Source organism: Arthrobacter sp. ISL-28 (assembly GCF_018613875.1).
Classification (GTDB): domain Bacteria; phylum Actinomycetota; class Actinomycetes; order Actinomycetales; family Micrococcaceae; genus Arthrobacter.
In genome coordinates, this window is record NZ_JAGGPJ010000027.1 from 22,412 (window position 1) to 39,774 (window position 17,363).

At 67.0% G+C, this 17,363-nt stretch carries 18 protein-coding genes and 1 riboswitch; of the genes, 9 read left to right on the forward strand and 9 right to left on the reverse strand.

Features of this window, described 5'->3' with window-relative positions; all coding sequences use genetic code 11:
• Positions 1 to 8: 8 nt before the first annotated feature.
• Positions 9 to 1,721, reverse strand: a complete 1,713-nt coding sequence (locus tag J7E80_RS17050; RefSeq protein WP_215053426.1) for a DEAD/DEAH box helicase — start codon at positions 1,719 to 1,721, stop codon at positions 9 to 11.
• Positions 1,722 to 2,025: 304 nt separating this feature from the next.
• Positions 2,026 to 3,528, reverse strand: a complete 1,503-nt coding sequence (locus J7E80_RS17055) for an RNB domain-containing ribonuclease (RefSeq protein ID WP_215053427.1) — start codon at positions 3,526 to 3,528, stop codon at positions 2,026 to 2,028.
• A 41-nt stretch (positions 3,529 to 3,569) separates the two neighbouring features.
• Between J7E80_RS17055 and J7E80_RS17060 the strand changes: the two genes are divergently transcribed.
• Positions 3,570 to 4,256, forward strand: coding sequence for a ferritin-like fold-containing protein (locus J7E80_RS17060; RefSeq protein WP_215053428.1), 687 nt, complete (start codon positions 3,570 to 3,572; stop codon positions 4,254 to 4,256).
• 36 nt (positions 4,257 to 4,292) lie between these two features.
• Here the strand turns inward: J7E80_RS17060 and thiE are convergent, their stop codons facing one another.
• Positions 4,293 to 5,045, reverse strand: coding sequence for a thiamine phosphate synthase (thiE, locus tag J7E80_RS17065; protein WP_215053429.1), 753 nt, complete (start codon positions 5,043 to 5,045; stop codon positions 4,293 to 4,295).
• Positions 5,046 to 5,072: 27 nt separating this feature from the next.
• Positions 5,073 to 5,193: riboswitch (TPP riboswitch) on the forward strand.
• Between thiE and J7E80_RS17070 the strand changes: the two genes are divergently transcribed.
• From J7E80_RS17070 to J7E80_RS24445, 4 genes are all read left to right on the forward strand, one after another.
• The gene (locus tag J7E80_RS17070; protein WP_215053430.1) at positions 5,186 to 6,607 is read left to right on the forward strand and encodes an FAD-dependent oxidoreductase; all 1,422 of its coding nucleotides are present in this window, start codon (positions 5,186 to 5,188) and stop codon (positions 6,605 to 6,607) included. (Overlaps the previous riboswitch by 8 nt.)
• Positions 6,604 to 6,840, forward strand: coding sequence for a sulfur carrier protein ThiS (gene thiS, locus J7E80_RS17075; protein WP_215053431.1), 237 nt, complete (start codon positions 6,604 to 6,606; stop codon positions 6,838 to 6,840). Before J7E80_RS17070 ends, thiS begins: the two co-directional genes overlap by 4 nt.
• 5 nt (positions 6,841 to 6,845) lie before the next feature.
• Positions 6,846 to 7,730, forward strand: a complete 885-nt coding sequence (locus J7E80_RS17080) for a thiazole synthase (protein WP_285291870.1) — start codon at positions 6,846 to 6,848, stop codon at positions 7,728 to 7,730.
• Between the two features lie 66 nt (positions 7,731 to 7,796).
• Complete coding sequence (locus tag J7E80_RS24445; protein ID WP_215053432.1) at positions 7,797 to 8,462, forward strand: 4a-hydroxytetrahydrobiopterin dehydratase; 666 nt, start codon at positions 7,797 to 7,799, stop codon at positions 8,460 to 8,462.
• A gap of 32 nt (positions 8,463 to 8,494) precedes the next feature.
• On the opposite strand, the gene J7E80_RS17090 is transcribed toward J7E80_RS24445, so the two are convergent.
• From J7E80_RS17090 to J7E80_RS17100, 3 genes are read right to left on the reverse strand one after another with little or no spacing between them, the layout of a single operon-like run.
• The gene (locus J7E80_RS17090; protein WP_215053433.1) at positions 8,495 to 8,797 is read right to left on the reverse strand and encodes a hypothetical protein; all 303 of its coding nucleotides are present in this window, start codon (positions 8,795 to 8,797) and stop codon (positions 8,495 to 8,497) included.
• Positions 8,798 to 8,805: 8 nt separating this feature from the next.
• On the reverse strand, positions 8,806 to 9,030 hold the full coding sequence (locus tag J7E80_RS17095) for a DUF3107 domain-containing protein (protein WP_215053434.1): 225 nt from the start codon (positions 9,028 to 9,030) through the stop codon (positions 8,806 to 8,808).
• 58 nt (positions 9,031 to 9,088) lie between these two features.
• Entirely contained in the window at positions 9,089 to 9,775 is a 687-nt protein-coding gene (locus tag J7E80_RS17100; RefSeq protein WP_251037010.1) for a TetR/AcrR family transcriptional regulator, read from the reverse strand.
• Positions 9,776 to 9,841: 66 nt separating this feature from the next.
• On the opposite strand from J7E80_RS17100, the gene moeB reads away from it, so the two are divergent.
• A complete protein-coding gene (moeB, locus tag J7E80_RS17105; protein ID WP_215053436.1) occupies positions 9,842 to 11,041 on the forward strand; it encodes a molybdopterin-synthase adenylyltransferase MoeB in 1,200 nt (399 codons plus the stop codon).
• Between the two features lie 83 nt (positions 11,042 to 11,124).
• On the opposite strand, the gene J7E80_RS17110 is transcribed toward moeB, so the two are convergent.
• Positions 11,125 to 11,823 carry a hypothetical protein gene (locus J7E80_RS17110; RefSeq protein ID WP_215053437.1) on the reverse strand — a complete coding sequence of 233 codons (699 nt, stop codon included), beginning with the start codon at positions 11,821 to 11,823 and terminating at the stop codon, positions 11,125 to 11,127.
• 159 nt (positions 11,824 to 11,982) lie between these two features.
• Entirely contained in the window at positions 11,983 to 13,332 is a 1,350-nt protein-coding gene (locus J7E80_RS17115; RefSeq protein ID WP_215053438.1) for a glutamyl-tRNA reductase, read from the reverse strand.
• Between the two features lie 160 nt (positions 13,333 to 13,492).
• Between J7E80_RS17115 and hemE the strand changes: the two genes are divergently transcribed.
• Positions 13,493 to 14,587, forward strand: coding sequence for a uroporphyrinogen decarboxylase (gene hemE / locus J7E80_RS17120; RefSeq protein WP_215053439.1), 1,095 nt, complete (start codon positions 13,493 to 13,495; stop codon positions 14,585 to 14,587).
• A gap of 4 nt (positions 14,588 to 14,591) precedes the next feature.
• Complete coding sequence (hemG, locus tag J7E80_RS17125; protein ID WP_311380867.1) at positions 14,592 to 16,070, forward strand: protoporphyrinogen oxidase; 1,479 nt, start codon at positions 14,592 to 14,594, stop codon at positions 16,068 to 16,070.
• A 139-nt stretch (positions 16,071 to 16,209) separates the two neighbouring features.
• On the opposite strand, the gene J7E80_RS17130 is transcribed toward hemG, so the two are convergent.
• Positions 16,210 to 16,992 carry a hypothetical protein gene (locus J7E80_RS17130; protein ID WP_215053440.1) on the reverse strand — a complete coding sequence of 261 codons (783 nt, stop codon included), beginning with the start codon at positions 16,990 to 16,992 and terminating at the stop codon, positions 16,210 to 16,212.
• A gap of 70 nt (positions 16,993 to 17,062) precedes the next feature.
• Here J7E80_RS17130 and J7E80_RS17135 point away from each other — a divergent pair, with 70 nt between their 5' ends.
• Positions 17,063 to 17,236, forward strand: a complete 174-nt coding sequence (locus J7E80_RS17135; protein WP_215053441.1) for a hypothetical protein — start codon at positions 17,063 to 17,065, stop codon at positions 17,234 to 17,236.
• Positions 17,237 to 17,363 lie beyond the last annotated feature (127 nt).

Here is a 17,363-nt window from a genome sequence, read left to right on the forward strand (position 1 = left end):
TGAGGCTTTTAGGCCTCGGTGTTGCCCGGCTGTGAGCCGGTTGCCGCGGACTCGCCGCCTGCCACCACTTCGCCGTTGCGGCGGCGCGTGCGGGTGCGCGTGCGCCGGGCGCGCGAGGGCTGCTCGGCGTCCGCCGTAGCGGTGGCTGCCGATCCAGCCGCGGGTCCGGTTCCGGCGTCGGAAGCGGCATCAGCGGAACGACGACGGCGGTCTCCGGAGCGTCCGCCCGATTCGCCGCTGCGGCGGCTGCCTTCCCTGCTGCCGGACCGGCTGCCCTCGCGTCCGCCTGAGCGGCTGCTCTCACGTGCACCATCGCGCCCGCCGCTGCGGGAGTTCTTCTTGCCGGTCTCGCCCAGGTCCTCCAGGACTTCGGCGTCGACGCCTGCCAGCGTGCGCTTGCTGCGGGGGAGCCGGCCCTTGGTGCCTTCCGGGATGTCCAGGTCCTCGTAAAGGTGCGGCGAGGAGGAGTACGTTTCGACGGGCTCGGGAACGCTCAGGCCCAGGGCCTTGTTGATGAGGCCCCAGCGCGGCATGTCATCCCAGTCCACGAAGGTCACGGCGGTGCCCTTGTTGCCGGCACGGCCGGTGCGGCCCACGCGGTGCAGGTAAATCTTCTCGTCCTCGACGCACTGGTAGTTGATGACGTGCGTGACGTCGTCGACATCGATCCCGCGGGCGGCGACGTCGGTGGCCACGAGGACGTCCACCTTGTTGTTGCGGAAGGCCCGGAGGGCCTGCTCGCGGGCGCCTTGGCCAAGGTCGCCATGGATGGCGGCCGCGGCGAATCCGCGGTCCACGAGTTCCTCGGCCACCTTGGCGGCGGTGCGCTTGGTCTTCGTGAAGATGATGGTGCGGCCGCGGTCGCGGGCCTGCAGGATGCGGGCAACAACTTCGGTCTTGTCCATGCTGTGCGCGCGGTAGATGAGCTGGCGGATGTCGCGCTTGGTGAGGCCTTCGTCGTCCGGGTCTGCAGCCCGGATGTGCGTCGGCTGCGTCATGTACCGGCGGGCCATGGCGATGACGGGGCCGGGCATTGTTGCCGAGAACAGGAGGGTCTGGCGAACCGGGGGCGTGCCGGCGATCAGGGTTTCGACGTCGGGCAGGAAGCCGAGGTCCAGCATCTCGTCGGCCTCATCGAGCACCACAATCTTGACGTTCTTCAGCACCAGGTGCCGCTGCTTGTAGAGGTCGATCAGGCGGCCGGGCGTGCCGACGACCACTTCCACGCCCTTCTGAAGGGCCTCAACCTGCGGCTCGTAGGCGCGGCCGCCGTAGATCGTGGTGATCCGGGCGTTGCGCTTGCGCGAAGCGTTCTGCAGATCGTTGGCAACCTGCACGGCCAGTTCGCGGGTGGGCACGATCACGAGTGCCTGCGGGGCACCCGGGGCGGGCAGCTTGTTGAAGCCTTCATCGTCCGGGCCAATGACACGCTGCAGTGCAGGGATGCCGAAGCCGAGGGTCTTGCCGGTACCGGTCTTGGCCTGGCCGATGATGTCGTGGCCGGACAGCGCCACCGGCAGGGTCATCGCCTGGATGGGGAAGGGATGGGTGATGCCGGCGTCGGCCAGCGACTCGACGATGTCCGCGCGCACGTTGTAGTCGGAGAAGGACTTCTCCGCGATCTCGTGGGGTTTCTCATCCGAGATGATGGTTTCTTCGGGCTCGATGGTCTCGGTTCCGGAGTCATCAGAGAGAAGCTGGTGGGTATGCAATTCACTCACAGTGGAGTTTCCTTATTCATTTAGGCATTGGCGCCGCCTGCTCAACGGCCGGCCGCAGGGGGCCGTTCCGGAGCACGCTCAGGCGCGCAAGCAAATCCAGTGGAAGCCGATCGCGGGCTATCTAAATGCTGGCACTGGGGACCAGCGGGTCTGTCTCAAGATCGCGTAGGGGCGGGCTTGTTGAATTCGAAATCAAGGAAATCAACGACCGGGCATCCATTACTACCCTTTCAGTCTAACCGGCAAAACAGGATTCCCTGACTGGCGCGGCGGCGCAGGGCTGGAAACACGGGCCGGACAGGAATCAGCCGACCAGCTGGAGATGCACCTCGCGGGTGGCAATATCCGAGGAGATCAGCCGCACCCGCACCCGCGTGCCGGACTCCATTTCACCGGCGCAGCGGGCCGTGACAGCTGGCTCGGCGATCTGGACGATGCCGGACGGGCCTGTTCCGTTGGAGCCCCTGCCGTTGGCGCCGTTGCCGTTGGTGCCGTTGCCGTTGCCGTTGTTCTTCGCGGGCTTGGACCCCGAAATCACCACGGCGTCAAACTCCTGGCCGATGTGGTTGATGAGCAGCGCGGCCTCGACGGTGTCCAGTGCCAGCCGCTCCATCTTCGCGGCCAATTGGTCCGAGGAGGCCATGATGACCGGCAGGGAGGGGAGCGCTTCGCGGGCCCACACGGGCACGGGGCGGTCGTTGCTCAGCGCCTCGCAGATGACCAGAACGAAACGGTCGATCAGCCGGCGCAGGGGCGCCGTGGTGTGCGCATACGCCGTGCCGATGGCCGACTGGATGGCGTCATCCGGAACCGTTCCGTCAAAGTAGGTGTAGCCGGCCCCGCGGAACAGCATGCTGGCGGAATGCAGAATGGCCAGCTGGCGGTGGTCGGTGGGATCCAGGGTCCTCAGGTACTCCCCGTAGCTGACCATTCCGTCCCAGGGCTTGCCCAGCGCAGCGGTCTGGCGCCTGAAATGGCCCAAGGAACGCTCATCCGGGGCCGGCATCGTACGCAGGATGCCCACCTTGCCGTCCAGCATCAGTGAGGCAGCGGCCATGCCGGTCATCAGGGAAATCTGGGCATTCCAGTCCTCTACCGGAAGCTGGGGCGCCGCCACGATCTGGTAGCCGCCGTCGGGAAGCTGGACGATTTCCTGCTCCGGCATGTTCAGGCTGGCGCCGTCGCGGGCCCGTTCGAGCTCAACGCGCTTGAGACCTACTTCGCGCAGGAGTTGCAGCACCGGAGACGCCGTTCCCGCATCCAGCTCGGCCTGGACGCCCCTGTAATTAAGCTTGGCCCTGCTGCGGACCATGGCCCGCCGCACGAGTACCGAAACCACCTCGGCCGCTGCGTCGAGTTCGAACTCCCAGACGAACGCCGAACAAAGCTGGCCGGCGAGCAGGCTGCCCGCATTCTCGCTGATGACTTCGGGATGCAGGGGTATGCGGCCGTCCGGGGCATAGAACGTCTGGCCCCGGCGGCGGGTTTCGGCATCGAGGGCGCCGCCGGGAGCGACAAAGGATGGCACATCCGCGATCGCATACAGGATCCGGTAGCCGTCTCCGGACCTTTCAATAAAGAGTGCCTGATCCAGATCGGTGGAGGACGGCGGATCGATGGTCAGGAATTCGACGCCGGTCAAATCAAGGTCCGGAAGCTGCCGCTGCGCCACGGCTGCTTCTGCCTCCCGGAGCACTGCTTCGGGGAATTGCCCCGGAAGCTCCAGCTCCGTTCGCAGCGCGCTCAGAGCCTCCGACAGGGCATTAGTCTGTTCGTGGACGCTGGGGGACAGACGATGATGTGACACGAAAATCAGGTTAGCCCGATTTCCGCCGTTAGTCTTGGATTATGGGCACATCCTCGGCTGGCACCGCTCGGTATGACCGCTTCGTCGCTGACTTGTTCGGGGTGATGGCATATGGCGAACTCTCGGCCTTTGAACGGCTCTCTTCCGACGCCCGCTACTCACCGACGCTCCACGACCGGGCAGTGCTCGGCCGGATTGCCGTCCTCGAGTTCCAGCACTACGAACTGGTGAGTGAAAAGCTTGCTCAGATGGGCGTGGACGTGGAGGATGCCATGCTCCCGTTCCAGGCAGCAGTGGACCATTTTCATGAACGGACGCGGCCGGCCGACTGGTACGAATCCCTGATGAAGGCGTATGTGGTGGATACGGTCTCTGCCGACTTCTACCAGGCCGTGGCCCGGTATGTGGATGCCGGGACCCGGGAGGTTATTCAGCAGATCCAGTCGTCCGAGGAAGCGACGGCTGTGCTCCGGGAACGGTTGAGGGGAGCACTGGCGGATGATCCCCGCCTCGCCTCCCGGCTCGCGCTTTGGGGCAGGCGGCTCCTGGGGGAGGCCCTCACCCAAGCCCAGCGCGTGGGATACGAACACGCCTTTCTGACCGACCTGATCACCGAAGCGGACAGCGGTGCGGACGACGCGGCAGCCAGAGAGTTGGTGCGTAAACTCACTGCAGAACTCGCCGAAAACCACGCCAAGCGGATGGTGCAGCTCGGCCTGATCAGCTAGCTGCCGTGCCGGACAGGAGCGGCGGCGCCTGAGCTGCTAGCGCCTGAGCGGGTCGTCGCCGGGTACTCCTGGTGCCTGAGCACGGGCCTTTGTTCCCGCGTCCGGCGCGCCCGCATCCAGTGCCGAAAGCAGTTCCGCCGCGGCAGCCTCAGGATCCGGGGCGTCGGTAATGGCGCGCACCACCACGATTCGGCTTGCTCCGGCCGCTACGACGTGCTCCACGTTCGTCAGGTCGATGCCGCCGATTGCGAACCAGGGAAGCAGCAGGCCGCCAACCCTTTCCTCATCCGCCGCCCGGACTGCCTCGGCGGCGTACCGGACCAGATCAAGCCCGACGGCGGACCTGCCCGGCTTGGTAGGCGTGGCCCACACCGGTCCGACACAGAAGTAATCCAGGCCGCTGCGCCCATGTGAAGCGGCGATGGCGGCATCCACCTCGTCAGTCGTGTGGGTCGACAAGCCGATCACCGTGGGATCGTGCAGCAGCTTCCGAGCGGAGCGGAGCGGCAGGTCCTTCTGCCCGATATGGAAAACCGGAGCTCCGGCGAGCGACGCGATGTCGGCGCGGTCATTGACGGCCCAGAGCCGGCCGTGCCTGCGGGCGGCCCGGTGCAGGACCTCCAGGAGCTCGAGTTCCTCGGCGGCCTCGATGGTTTTGTCCCTCAGCTGGATGATGTCCACGCCGCCGGCGTAGGCCGCGTCGACGAAGTCGGCGAAGTCGCCGCGCTCCTTGCGGGCATCGGTGCAAAGGTACAGGCGTGCGGAAGTGTGGGGATCATGCGCGGTCATGGTGAACAGCCTAGTTCCTCTAAACTGGGCTGGTACCGCGGGAGCCCGCTGCAGCAGTCACAAAGGCCGCAGGGCTGAGAGGGCTTAAGAGCCGACCGCTTGACCTGATCCGGTTAGTACCGGCGTAGGGAAGGATTTCCATGAAGCTTGGATCCGGCGGGAACACTTCTGCCACAAGCACATCCGTCACAAAACCGCTAAGGGCCGACGTGGCCGTCATCGGCGGCGGCGTGATCGGCCACGGCATCGCCTGGGAAGCGAGGCGTTCCGGACGCTCCGTGGTGCTCATCGATGAGGCGCCGGGAACCGGTGCCAGCTGGGCGGCCGCGGGAATGCTCGCTCCGGTCAGCGAACTCCACTACCAGGAAGAGGATCTCCTGGAGCTCATGCTCGAATCTTCGGCACGATGGCCCGGGTTCGCGGCGGCGCTCGCCGGCGGCAACGCCGGGCTGGACACCGGATATCTTTCGACGCCGACCATCGCCGTGGGAGCGGACCCGGCCGACCGGCGGGCGCTGATGGATCTTCGCGAGGTGCAGCAGGCCAGCGGACTGGTGGCCGAACCCCTGACCATCCGCCAGGCCCGGTCGCGGGAACCGCTGCTGAGCCCGGGCATCTCCTGCGCGCTGGACATCCCCGCCGACCACCAGGTTGATCCGCGGAAGCTGGTGGCAAGCCTCGCCGCGGCGCTGGGCCGCCACGAACCCGGCGCCGGTACCTCCGTGGCCGGAGCGGAAAACGGCTATGCCGTCCGGGACAACGCAGCCGGCCTGTTGTGGGAAGGCCAAAGTGGCAGTGCAGTCGGCAGCGGAGACGACACCGGACACGACCGGAGACAGGACCGGGGACGCGTCAGCGGTGTCCGGCTGGCAGGCGGCGGAACTGTCCTGGCCGTGGAGACTGTGGTGGCTAACGGCCTCGCGGCGGCCTCGCTGGACGGACTGCCCCCGGGCCTGAAGTTGCCCCTGCGACCCGTCTACGGCGACATACTCAGGCTCCGGGTCCCGGCGCACCTCCGCCCGCTGCTGACCGCCACCGTCCGGGGCATGGTCCGCGGAATCCCCGTCTATCTTGTTCCGCGGCAGGACGGCACCGTGGTCATCGGAGCCACCCAGCGCGAAGACGCACAGGCGGCCCCCAGTGCCGGAGGGGTCTACCAGCTCCTCAGGGACGCCCAGGCACTCGTGCCGGCAGTCGCTGAACTGGAACTCCTCGAAGCAATCGCCAGGGCACGGCCGGGAACCCCCGACAACGCCCCATTGCTGGGCCGGGTGACCGCCCGCAGCACGCCGGCGGCTGACGGAAGTCCGGCGGCAACGGTTGAGGGACTCATCGTCGCCACCGGGTTCTTCCGCCACGGTGTACTGCTGACGCCCGCGGCCGCGGTCATCTGCCGTGAGCTGATGGACGGCGTGGAGGACGGCCGGTGGAACCCGTTCCGTCCGGCGCGGTTTTCCACGGAACGGCTTTCCACGGAACGGCCAGCCGAAGCGCAGGCCGCCAGCCAAGGCAGTGCCGTTCCCGACCCAGTCACATTTGACCCAGACAAGGAAACAGCATGAACATCACTCTCAACGGCAACGTTCACCCCGTGGGCGCAGGCGCCTCCGTCACCACCCTCGTCAGCGACGTCACGGGGCGGAAACTTGCGGCCAACGGACAGGCTGCCGACGGCCAGCGGCTGGGTGTGGCGGTGGCCCGCAATTCAGAAGTCGTGCCGAGGAGCCAGTGGCACAGCACGGCACTCGCCGAAGGCGATGAGATCGAACTCGTGACGGCAGTTCAGGGAGGATGAAGACGATGACCGAAGCAACCACGGACGCAGCAACGCCCAGCATTGAAGAAGCGAGGGAACAAGCGAAGGAAGCGGCGGAAGAAACGACTGGCAAGGCCACGGAGACGACGGCGGCCAGCGCCGACCGCCTCGTCATCGACGGTGTGGAACTGACCTCGCGGCTCATCATGGGCACGGGCGGTGCCCCCAGCCTGGACGGTCTGGGAGCCGCGCTCCTGGCGTCGGGCACCGAGTTGACCACCGTCGCCATGCGCCGCTATTCGCCTGCCGAGGCAGGGTCACTGTTCCAACTGCTCCTGGACCACAACATCCGTGTGCTGCCGAATACCGCAGGCTGTTTCACGGCGCGGGACGCCGTCATGACCGCGGAGCTGGCCCGCGAGGCTCTGGAGACGGATTGGGTCAAACTCGAAGTCATTGCCGATGAACACACGCTCCTGCCCGACGCCGTGGAGCTCGTGGATGCCACCGAACAGCTCGTCAACCGCGGCTTCAAAGTCTTCGCCTACACCAACGACGATCCGGTCCTGGCGCTGCGCCTCGAGAACCTGGGCGCCACGGCAGTCATGCCGCTGGGATCACCGATCGGCACCGGCCTGGGAATCCTCAACCCGCACAACATCGAGCTGATCGTGTCCCGCGCCTCTGTGCCTGTGGTGCTGGACGCCGGTATCGGCACCGCCTCAGACGCCGCCCTGGCCATGGAGCTGGGCTGTGACGCCGTGCTTCTGGCCACAGCCGTGACGCGCGCCCAAAACCCTGCCCTCATGGGGGAAGCCTTCAAACACGCTGTTATCGCCGGTAGGCTGGCGAAAGCGGCCGGGCGCATCCCGCGCCGCGAGCATGCTTTGGCGTCATCAGCCATGGAGGGCCGGGCCGAGTTCCTCTAGACCCGCACCACCACGGCGCCCTGGCGGCAGGCGTGCTCAGCCGGGAACCTCGCCAAGGAGTCAGCTGTGACAGTCAGGGACGACATCCTCACCCGCCCCCAGATCGACGAAGCCCTCTCGGGACTGCCCGACTGGCGGTACCGCCTCGGCGGCCTGGTCACCGTCTATAAGACGCCGACGGCGCCGGCCGCGCTCGAGCTGATTGCCGCCGTCGGGCGTCTTGCCGAGGAACGCGACCACCACCCGGACCTGGACTGGCGCTACAACCGGGTGTTCATCCGGCTAAGCTCCCATGACGTCGGGGGCGAGGTGACCGCGCGCGACGTTGGCGCCGCGGCAGCGGTCGCAGATGCCGCTGCCGCGGCCGGCGCCTCCGCGGAGCCCGGGCTGTACAGGACCGTGCAGATCGGGATCGACACGCCAAACGCCGCCGAGATATCGGAGGTCTGGCGCGTCGCCCTGGGCTACCGGAAAGGCCGCTCCGGCGACCTCGAGGACCCTCATGGCCGCGGACCCGGGGTGTGGTTCCAGGAAACGCCGAGACTGAATGACAACCGCCTTCACATCGACATCCACCGTTCTAAAGCCGAATCCGGGCCAGCGTTGGAGAAGACGGCGGCGACCGGCGCTTCAATCAACAGTGACCACGCACCCAACTGGGTGGTGGTCACTGACGCTCAAGGGAACACCCTGCGCCTCTGCACCGAGGAAGGCCATCAGCCGGACCTCTGACGCAGCCGAAGCGGATCCGGCGCAGCGTTTCCCTACATCTTCAGGGCCGCTGTCAATCGCTGAGTGTCCTGCTTGGACCGTGCCCGGCCAAGGAAGGCAGAAACGCCCACAGCCGCCGCCGCTCCCGCCACCATGGGAAGGACCCACGGTATCCAGGTGAGGCCCGGCTGGTAGCCGAGGCCCGCAGCCATGCAGATGATCCAGGCGAGCACCCCGGCCACCGTTGCCACGCCCGCAGGCAGGAGTATGCCGTACTTGGCATGACGCTTGTCATTTGCCCAGACGATGAAACCCGCAGCCACAGTGACCAGGACGACGATTACGAGGGACAGCATGGGTGGTCCTACAGCGCGCCGAAGCCGACCCGGCGGACTTCCTCCGCACCGATTTCCACGTAGCCCAGGACGCTGGCCGGAACAATGATCTGACGGCCTTTTTCGTCGCTCAGCCGCAGTTCAGTGCCCTTGGCGATGGACTCCGAAACTACCTTGGCCACAGAGTCAGCATCCTGGGCCGATTCCAGCACAAGTTCGCGGCCGATGTTCTGAATGCCGATCTTTACTTCCACAGCAAGGCCTCCCAGCCAATCAATGTTGAATCATTTCCAAAGGTTCTCCCTTTGTAGTCTAGGTCTCCTTGGGGAAGCGAGAGATTCCGCGCCAAGCTAAACGGTAGATCAGGTCGCTGGCCACATCGAGGTCCAGGTTTCCGTCCGTCTCGAGCCAATAGCGCGCGCTCACCTGCGCCATCCCGGCAAGGCCTCGGCCCAGCAGCTGGGCCTCCAGATGCGGGAGTTTGGTGTCTTCAGCAATGACCCGCGCGATTGCGTCGGCGAATGTCTTGTTGAAGGTCTCCAGGCGCGAACTGACGTCGGGATCGTTGATGAGGTCCGACTCGAACACCAGCCGGTGCGCCTGGTCGTCACTGTCGATGAAGCGGTAGTAGGCCCGCATGACGGCCTTGACGCGCTCCTTGTTATCGGTGGTGGAGTTGAGCGCCCCCATCATGAGGTCGGTCAGGACGCTGAGGTGGCTGTCCAGGAGTGCGAGATAGAGCTCCCGCTTGGAGGGAAAATGCTGATACAGGACCGGCTTGCTGACGTGGGCGGTTTCCGCGATCTCGTCCATGGCGGCTCCGTGATAGCCGTTGGCGACGAAGACTTCCTGGGCAGCGGCCAGCAGTTGGGCCCGGCGTTCGTCACGCGGCAGCCTGGCCGACCGTTGTCCGGCGGGCCGGGGATTGCCGGCGGGGGAGTGCGCGGCCTGAGTTCGATCAACCGGTGCATGATGAACCACTGTTGGCCTTCTTTCCATTGCAGATAACTTCACTTTACCCGGGGGTAATATGACCGAGCGGTATGTTCAGGCATACATTGAAGTATGGTTTCTCCATCCCCCGCAAATACAACCCGCACGCCGCTGGAGCCGCTCGTTGATCCGGCTCCGGCGCTCTCGCCTGACGAGGTGGAGCGGTACTCCCGGCATCTCATCATTCCGGAGATCGGCGCCATCGGCCAACGGCGCCTGAAGAACGCCCGCGTCCTGGTGATCGGTGCCGGCGGCCTCGGCTCTCCTGCCCTGCTCTACCTCGCCGCGGCCGGGGTCGGGACCATCGGCATCATCGACGACGACGCGGTTGACCTGAGCAACCTGCAGCGCCAGATTATCCACGGCGTGGCGGACGTGGGCCGGCCCAAGATCGAGTCGGCGCGTGACGCCATTTCGGCGCTGAACCCGCTGGTGGACGTCCGCCTTCACGACGTCCGGCTGGATGCCACCAACGCCCTGGACCTGTTTGCCGGCTACGATCTCATCCTCGACGGCGCTGACAACTTTGCCACCCGCTACCTGGTCAACGATGCAGCGGCCATCCTCGGAAAACCCTATGTATGGGGATCGATCTTCCGCTTCGACGGACAAGTCAGTGTGTTCTGGGAAGAGCACGGCCCCACGTACCGGGACCTGTACCCCGAGGCACCGCCTGCGGGTTCCGTGCCGTCGTGCGGCGAGGGCGGCGTCTTCGGGATGCTGTGCGCGGCGGTCGGCTCGCTGATGGTGACGGAGGCCGTCAAGCTGATTACCGGCGTCGGGCGTTCCCTCCTTGGCCGCGTGGCCCTGTACGACGCCCTGGGCGGAAGCTGGCGCGAGATCAGGGTGGCGAAGGACCCCGCCGCCCCGCCCATTACCGAGCTGACGGACTACGAGGCATTCTGCGGAATCACCCCGCCGGAAGCCACCGACACCGAACACACCGTCACCGCCCCGCAACTGGCCACGATGCTGGCCTCGCGCGAAGCCGGGCTGAAGGATTTCGAACTCGTTGATGTCCGGGAGTCGGGGGAGTACGACATCGTCAGGATTGACGGCTCGGTCCTCATCCCGCAGGGCAGAATCCTTGCCGGGGAGGCGTGGGGCGAGTTGCCGCAGGACAAGGACATCGTCTTCCACTGCAAGGCCGGGACACGGTCCGCCGCCGTGCTTGCCGCCGCCAGGAAAGCCGGCTACCAGCGGGTGAGCCATCTCGACGGCGGAATCCTCGCCTGGGTACGGGACGTGGAACCCCAGAAGCCCGTCTACTGAGCGGAGCGGCACGCCGCCAACAGCCGGGCAGGCCGGCTTGGCACGCCTAACCAGCCTGGCACGGCTGGCCGCAGTGCCGGACCTCATGCGGCCAGCGCCGGCAAGGAAACTCCCAGTGTCCAGTCCTCCCAGGGATCCGTGAACTCCAGGTCCATGGCGGTGGATCCAAGGGGTGCCAGATAGCTGATCCAGTGGTGCTCCGTGGCCCCGGCGGCGATGGTTCCGGGACCACGGCCCGCATCCTGGGGCGTGACTGTGGTGGCCGCAGGTGCCAGCCTCAGGCGGAGCTGCCCCGGGCTGAACAGCACCGGCTCCGGACTAGCGTTGGTCAGTTCCACCTCAACCAGGACCACGTCGCCCCAGGTCAGATTGACCGGCTGGGGCCAGCGGGGAACCGGCTGCGTTCCCCCGCCGTGGCCGTGGTCGCCGCCGTTGAGGCTGGTGGTGACGCTGGCCGGGCTTGCGGCCCGGTGGTAGCTGCCGGCAACAGCAGCGACTGACCCTGCAGCCAGGGCTGCGCCGCCAGTGAGCCAGGCGGCTGCGGCGTCCACGGACAGGAAGGCCTGATTTCCCTGCGCATCCAGCCGGGCGAGGCGCCCGGCACGGGTGACTGAGAGGGAACCGAAGCCGGTGTCCGTGGGCGGGGCCGCATGAGGGCCTCTTCGGGACACGGCGCCGTATGTTCCGCCGGCCACCAGCAGGAAGGCACCGCCGCCCACCACCAGTCCGAACTGTCGGCGGCTCAGGAGCGGCCCGGAAATCGTGCGGGAATCAGGATTCACTCTTCGCACCCCCAATAGGTTTCACGAGTTGCACCCATGGTCCGCACAGAACCTATGGAAACCTTGGAATGCGATGCTTGGACCGCGGTGAAACCTTGACGCGTGACGCCTGCGGCGAGACTCGAACCCCTTGGCGCGACGCCGGCAGACTGCCGGATGTTAGGCGGATTCCCTCCGGGAATCTGTCTCGGGTAGCTGGGACGGAGCCAGCTGGCTGTGGTCAACCGGGCACTCGGCCGTGGCAGCTGCGGCGGACTGGTCCACGGTGATGCCGTACAAAGTTTCCAGCGCGGCAACGTAATCGTCCTGCTGGCCGTTGGCCGCGAGCTCCCGAGCCCTGACCGTTGGGACGTGAAGCAGCTGCTTCACCATGCGGCGGAGGGCGAACTCGACCTCTTCGGCCGCGGCGGTGCAGCCGTGGCGGGCGCGCACCTTTTCCATTTCCGCGTCCAGAACGTTCATGGTGTGGCGGCGCAGCGCCACGATGGCCGTGTCCACGGACCGTGCCTCGCGTTCCTGCTCGAAGGCCTTTGCCGCACCCGACACAATGCTGCTTGCCTGGGCCAGGGACTCCGCCTGTTCCTCCGGAGCCGCAAGCCGTACGGACTCCAGCGTGAGGAGCTCGACGCCGTCCAGCTCTCCAACCGCGGGATCAAAATCATGGGTGAGCGCCAGGTCGATGGCGATCAGGGGCCGGGTAGAGCCGGCACGGACCTCTGCAAGCTCCGCGGCCTCCACCCGGGTGTCCGAGCCGCTGCAGCCGATCATGACGTCGGCGGCGGCGACGGCGGGGCGGAGGGTCTCGCCGTCGAGTGCTGTGCCGCCGCGCGTGGCCACGAAAGTGGCTGCCCGGCCGGAGGAGGAGAAGACGGAGATGTCGCGGCAGCCGCGTTCGCGCAGCAGGGCCATGGTGGCACCCGCGTAGGCGCCGGTGCCGAATACGACCACTTTCTTCGTGGACCAATCGGCGTCTTCAGAAAGATCTGTGGCGAGGTCGAGGGCCACCGAAACGATGGACAGCCCCCTTGAGCCGAGCGCGGTCTGCGCACCGACGTCCTTTGCCGTCTTGGAAGCGGCCTGGAAAAGGCGGACCAGGCCGGAGCTGGCCGTGCCCTCGTGCTGTGCGGTAATCAACGCCCGTCTGACCTGCCCGGCGATTTCGCGTTCTCCGACCACCGCCGAGTCAAGCCCTGAGCTGACGGCAAAAAGGTGCTCGCTCACCTCCGGGCCCGTCCGGGTGCTAAAGGACCGGGACACGAGCTGTTCGCTGAGTCCGCTCGTCTCGCTGATCTGCCCGACGAGCGCGGCGCGGGCAGCTTCCACGTCGTCAGCATGGGACGCTTCGCCATAGATTTCGTAGCGGTTGCAGGTGGCAAGGACAACCGCACCCGTCACTGCCGGCGATCCGGCGAGGGCGGATGTTGCGATGCCTGAAGAACCGTTGCTCAGCTGAGCAACGGTTTCGAGGTCGATGTCGGCGTGTGTAGCCACCAATGAAAAAAGAACCACAGCAGGACAATCATAGCTTTTTCGCAGCCGCGTAGAACAACCCCTGGCCGGGGATGCCGCGCCGCCGGCCATGTGATTCCCGTCACGTGGACCGGTGGCGGCCACTGAGGTGACAGCCCGTCGTTATCTTTTGGGGCCGATATTCGGCACAATCAAAGGCATGACTTTTAGCGCTGCAACATCTCCCGGCACGGTTCTGGATGCGGGCCATCCGCTCATGGACGGGCGCACTGCCGACTCGCCGCTCATTACCGCCTACCGCGGGGGCAAGCCGAGCCGCCGGCCGGTGTGGTTCATGCGCCAGGCCGGGAGGTCCCTGCCTGAATACCTGAAGGTGCGCGAAGGTGTGGCCATGCTGGACTCCTGCCTGCGCCCTGAACTGGCCTCGGAGATCACCCTGCAGCCCGTGCGCCGCCACGGCGTCGATGCTGCCATCTTCTTCTCGGACATCGTCATCCCGCTCAAGCTGGCCGGCGTCGGGGTGGACATCGTGCCCGGTGTCGGCCCGGTCCTGGACAAGCCCGTCCGCAGCGCAGCCGACGTTGCAGCCCTGCCCCAGCTCACCTGGGAGGCGCTGGCGCCGATCCGGGAAGCCGTCCGGCTGACGGTGGCCCAGCTGGGCAAGACGCCGCTCATTGGATTTGCGGGCGCGCCCTTCACCCTTGCGGCCTACATGGTGGAGGGCAAGCCGTCCCGCGACCACCTCGGCCCGCGCACCATGATGCACGCGGATCCGGAAACCTGGACTGCCCTCGCCAACTGGGCCGCCGATACGTCAGGCATGTTCCTGCGTGCCCAGCTCGAAGCCGGCGCTTCAGCCGGTCAGCTGTTCGATTCCTGGGCCGGTTCCCTGGGCCTGGCGGACTACACCCGCTTCGCCGCACCGGCGTCAGCGCGTGCCCTGGACCACGTCCGGCACCTCGGCGCACCGCTGATCCATTTCGGCACCGGAACGTCGGAGCTGCTGGTGGCCATGCGCGACGTCGGCGTGGATGTCGTGGGCGTCGACTACCGGCTGCCCCTTGAAGAGGCGAACCGCCGGCTGGGCGGCACCGTGCCGCTCCAGGGCAACATCGATCCGGCGCTCCTCTCCGCGCCGTGGGACGTGCTTGAAACGCACGTCCGGGAGGTCATCGCCTCCGGCGCCTCTGCGCCCGGCCACGTCCTGAACCTCGGCCACGGCGTGCCGCCGGAAACCGATCCGGACGTGCTGACGCGTGTCGTCGAACTTATCCACTCCATCTCCCCGGAGTAAGGCCGTGGGCGCGGGAAGCTCTCCGGCCGCCGCACGGACTGCTCTGGTGGTGGGCGGCGGCATCTCGGGTCTCCTGGCGGCAAGGGAACTGGCCCAGTCCGGATTTGTCACCACGCTGCTAGAAGCCACAGATTCCTGGGGCGGCTGCGTTGGCCGGCATGACGTTGCCGGACTCGCGTTGGACAGCGGCGCCGAGTCGTTCGCCACGCGTTCCAGCTCGGTGGCGGATCTCGCCGCGGAGCTGGGGCTTTCCGGCCAGATCGTCGCGCCCCATCCCGGCGGTGCCTGGGTGCAGCTGCCGGACGGGCCGCGCGAACTTCCCAAGACCGGCGTCCTGGGCATTCCTGCCAATCCGTGGGATCCGGAAGTGCGCCGGTCCCTGGGGATCAGCGGCTCGCTCCGCGCCTCGCTGGACAGGATCCTCCCGGCCTCCGTGGGCACCACGGCCGACGTCGCCAGTGTCTCCTCCCTGGTCCGGACCAGGATGGGCCGGCGCGTTCTCACCCGGCTGGTGGAGCCCGTGGTGGGCGGGGTGCATTCAGCGGATCCCGGACTGCTCGATGTGGACATGGTGGCTCCCGGCCTCCGCGCCGGAATTACCCGGCACGGATCGCTGGCGGCCGCTGTCGCCGCCCAGCGCCGCGGTCCCGCTGAAGGCGGCACTGAAGGGACTGCAGCCGCCAAAGCAGGCTCCGCCGTGGCCGGCCTGAGGGGCGGCATGCACACCCTCGTAGCGGCCCTTGTGGCCGATCTCCGCCGGCTGGGCGTGGAGTTGGTCAGCGGCACCAGGGCCCACTCCGCCACGCGTATCCCGGACGGCTGGCGGATTGCCGCCGGGAACAAGACGTACGACGCCGGCATGCTGGTCGTCGCGCTGGACGGACCGTCCGCCGTCGGCCTGCTTCAGGACGCTGTTCCGACCCTGGCCGGCCACCAGCCCGGCGCGGGGCCGGAAGTAAGACTGGTAACGCTTGTGGTGGACCTCCCGGAACTGGACCGGCGCCCGCGCGGTACCGGCATACTTGTGGCTCCGCAGACCCCCGGTATCCGCGCCAAGGCTCTCACCCATGCCACGGGCAAGTGGGACTGGCTGGCGGCGGAAGCGGGGCCGGGCCGGCACGTGCTGAGGCTTTCCTACGGCCGCATTGACGCTGCCGACCCGGCGCGGACTGCAGCGGGATCCGAGAGGACCGTGGAGGATTCAACCTTGCCGGACTCCGACTTGCTGGAATTCGCCCTCCAGGACGCGTCTGCCCTGCTCACCGTGCCAGTGACAGCGGCAAGCCTGGTGGACTGGGACGTGGTCTCGTGGGCGGGCGCGCTTCCGTTCGCCGCCGTCGGGCACCGGCAGCGTGTCGCCGAAGTCCGCCGGATCTGCGCGGGCAGCGACGGACTCCTGCTGGTCGGCGGGTGGCTCGCCGGGAACGGGCTGGCCGCAGTGGTTGCCGACACCCGGACGCAGCTGCACGACTTCCTGCAGTAGCCTTCCTGCCATAGTCGGCGGCATCGGCCCGTCGTGCCGTCGGGCCCGTGACAAAGACGCCCGCCGTTACCTCTTCGTTACGCTTTTTGCAAGTTTCTCCATGCGGCGTTTTGTGTCTAGGGTCAATAACTATGGTCGATCAGAAGTCCGATAATTTTCGTACGCTGACCGGTAACCATGGGGGGCTTCGGCGTGGCACAGCAGCAGCAGCGCTCGGAGCGGTACTGGTCTTATCCGCAGGAGTCCCTGCATCCAACGCTGCCACGCCCGCCTGGATCACAGACGCGGTGAGCACAGATCCGTCCAGCACAGATTCTGGGAGCACGGACTCGTTAAACAGAGTCACATTGCTCCCAGACGCCGACGACGACAGCGGGGGCGAGTCTCGGACCGGGACGCGGCTCACTGCCACCGTCTCCGGTGATGCTGCTGACCTCGAGGCCTGGGCTGCCGCAGCCCTCACGGGGGAGCAGGATCCGCCGGTATACCCGGCGCCGACCCTTTCGACCGCGTCCGCGCTGTCGGAGCCGACAGAGTCCCTGGTGCCGTTGCCCGAGGGGCCCTCGCTGTTGTCGTCCACGACGCCATCGCCGCCGGTGCCGCTGCCTACCAGTCCGTCGCCGTCCACCACCGCGGCTCCGTCGCAACCGTCCGAGCCCTCGACGACTGCTCCCACAACGCCCGCCCCGTCGGTTGAGCCTTCGGCAACGCCAGAGTCCGGCGCGACGCCTTCCGCAACACAGCAATCAGTTCCCGCTCCGGCCCAGGCAACTCCGCCGGCGCCCGGGCAGACTCCGGCAGCCGGAACACCGGCGCCCGCGCCGGCAGGGACAGGGCCGTCGGATGCTACGCCGGCACCGGCAAACGAAACATCGGCGGCCGGAACATCCGCGGCTGAGGGCTCCCAGGCGAGCGAGGCCAAGGCGGCGGGGTCGCATGCCTATGGCCGCAGCGCTTCCGGAGTCTGGGGTTCCGGAGAGTTGTCCGGCCCGATGAACATGGCGTCCCTTGGCGACCGCTACGCCGCCAGTGCGCCATACTCGGGCGCGGTTCTCGGCGCTTCCGACGAAGGCTCGGTCTCGCCGCTGGTCTGGGCCGGGGCCGTGCTGGTGGTCCTCGCCGGGGCTGCCGGTCTCGTAGCGTTCAGAATCCGCAGGTCTCTGTAAGTCCTTCCCCGACACGGCGGGTTCCCGCGGACTCAGTCCAGTGTTAATTCAGTTCCGTGTGAGATTGGCCACTTCTACGTGTTGTAGAAGTTAGCTTTTTCGACTTGGACGCATCGAAGGGGCAGTA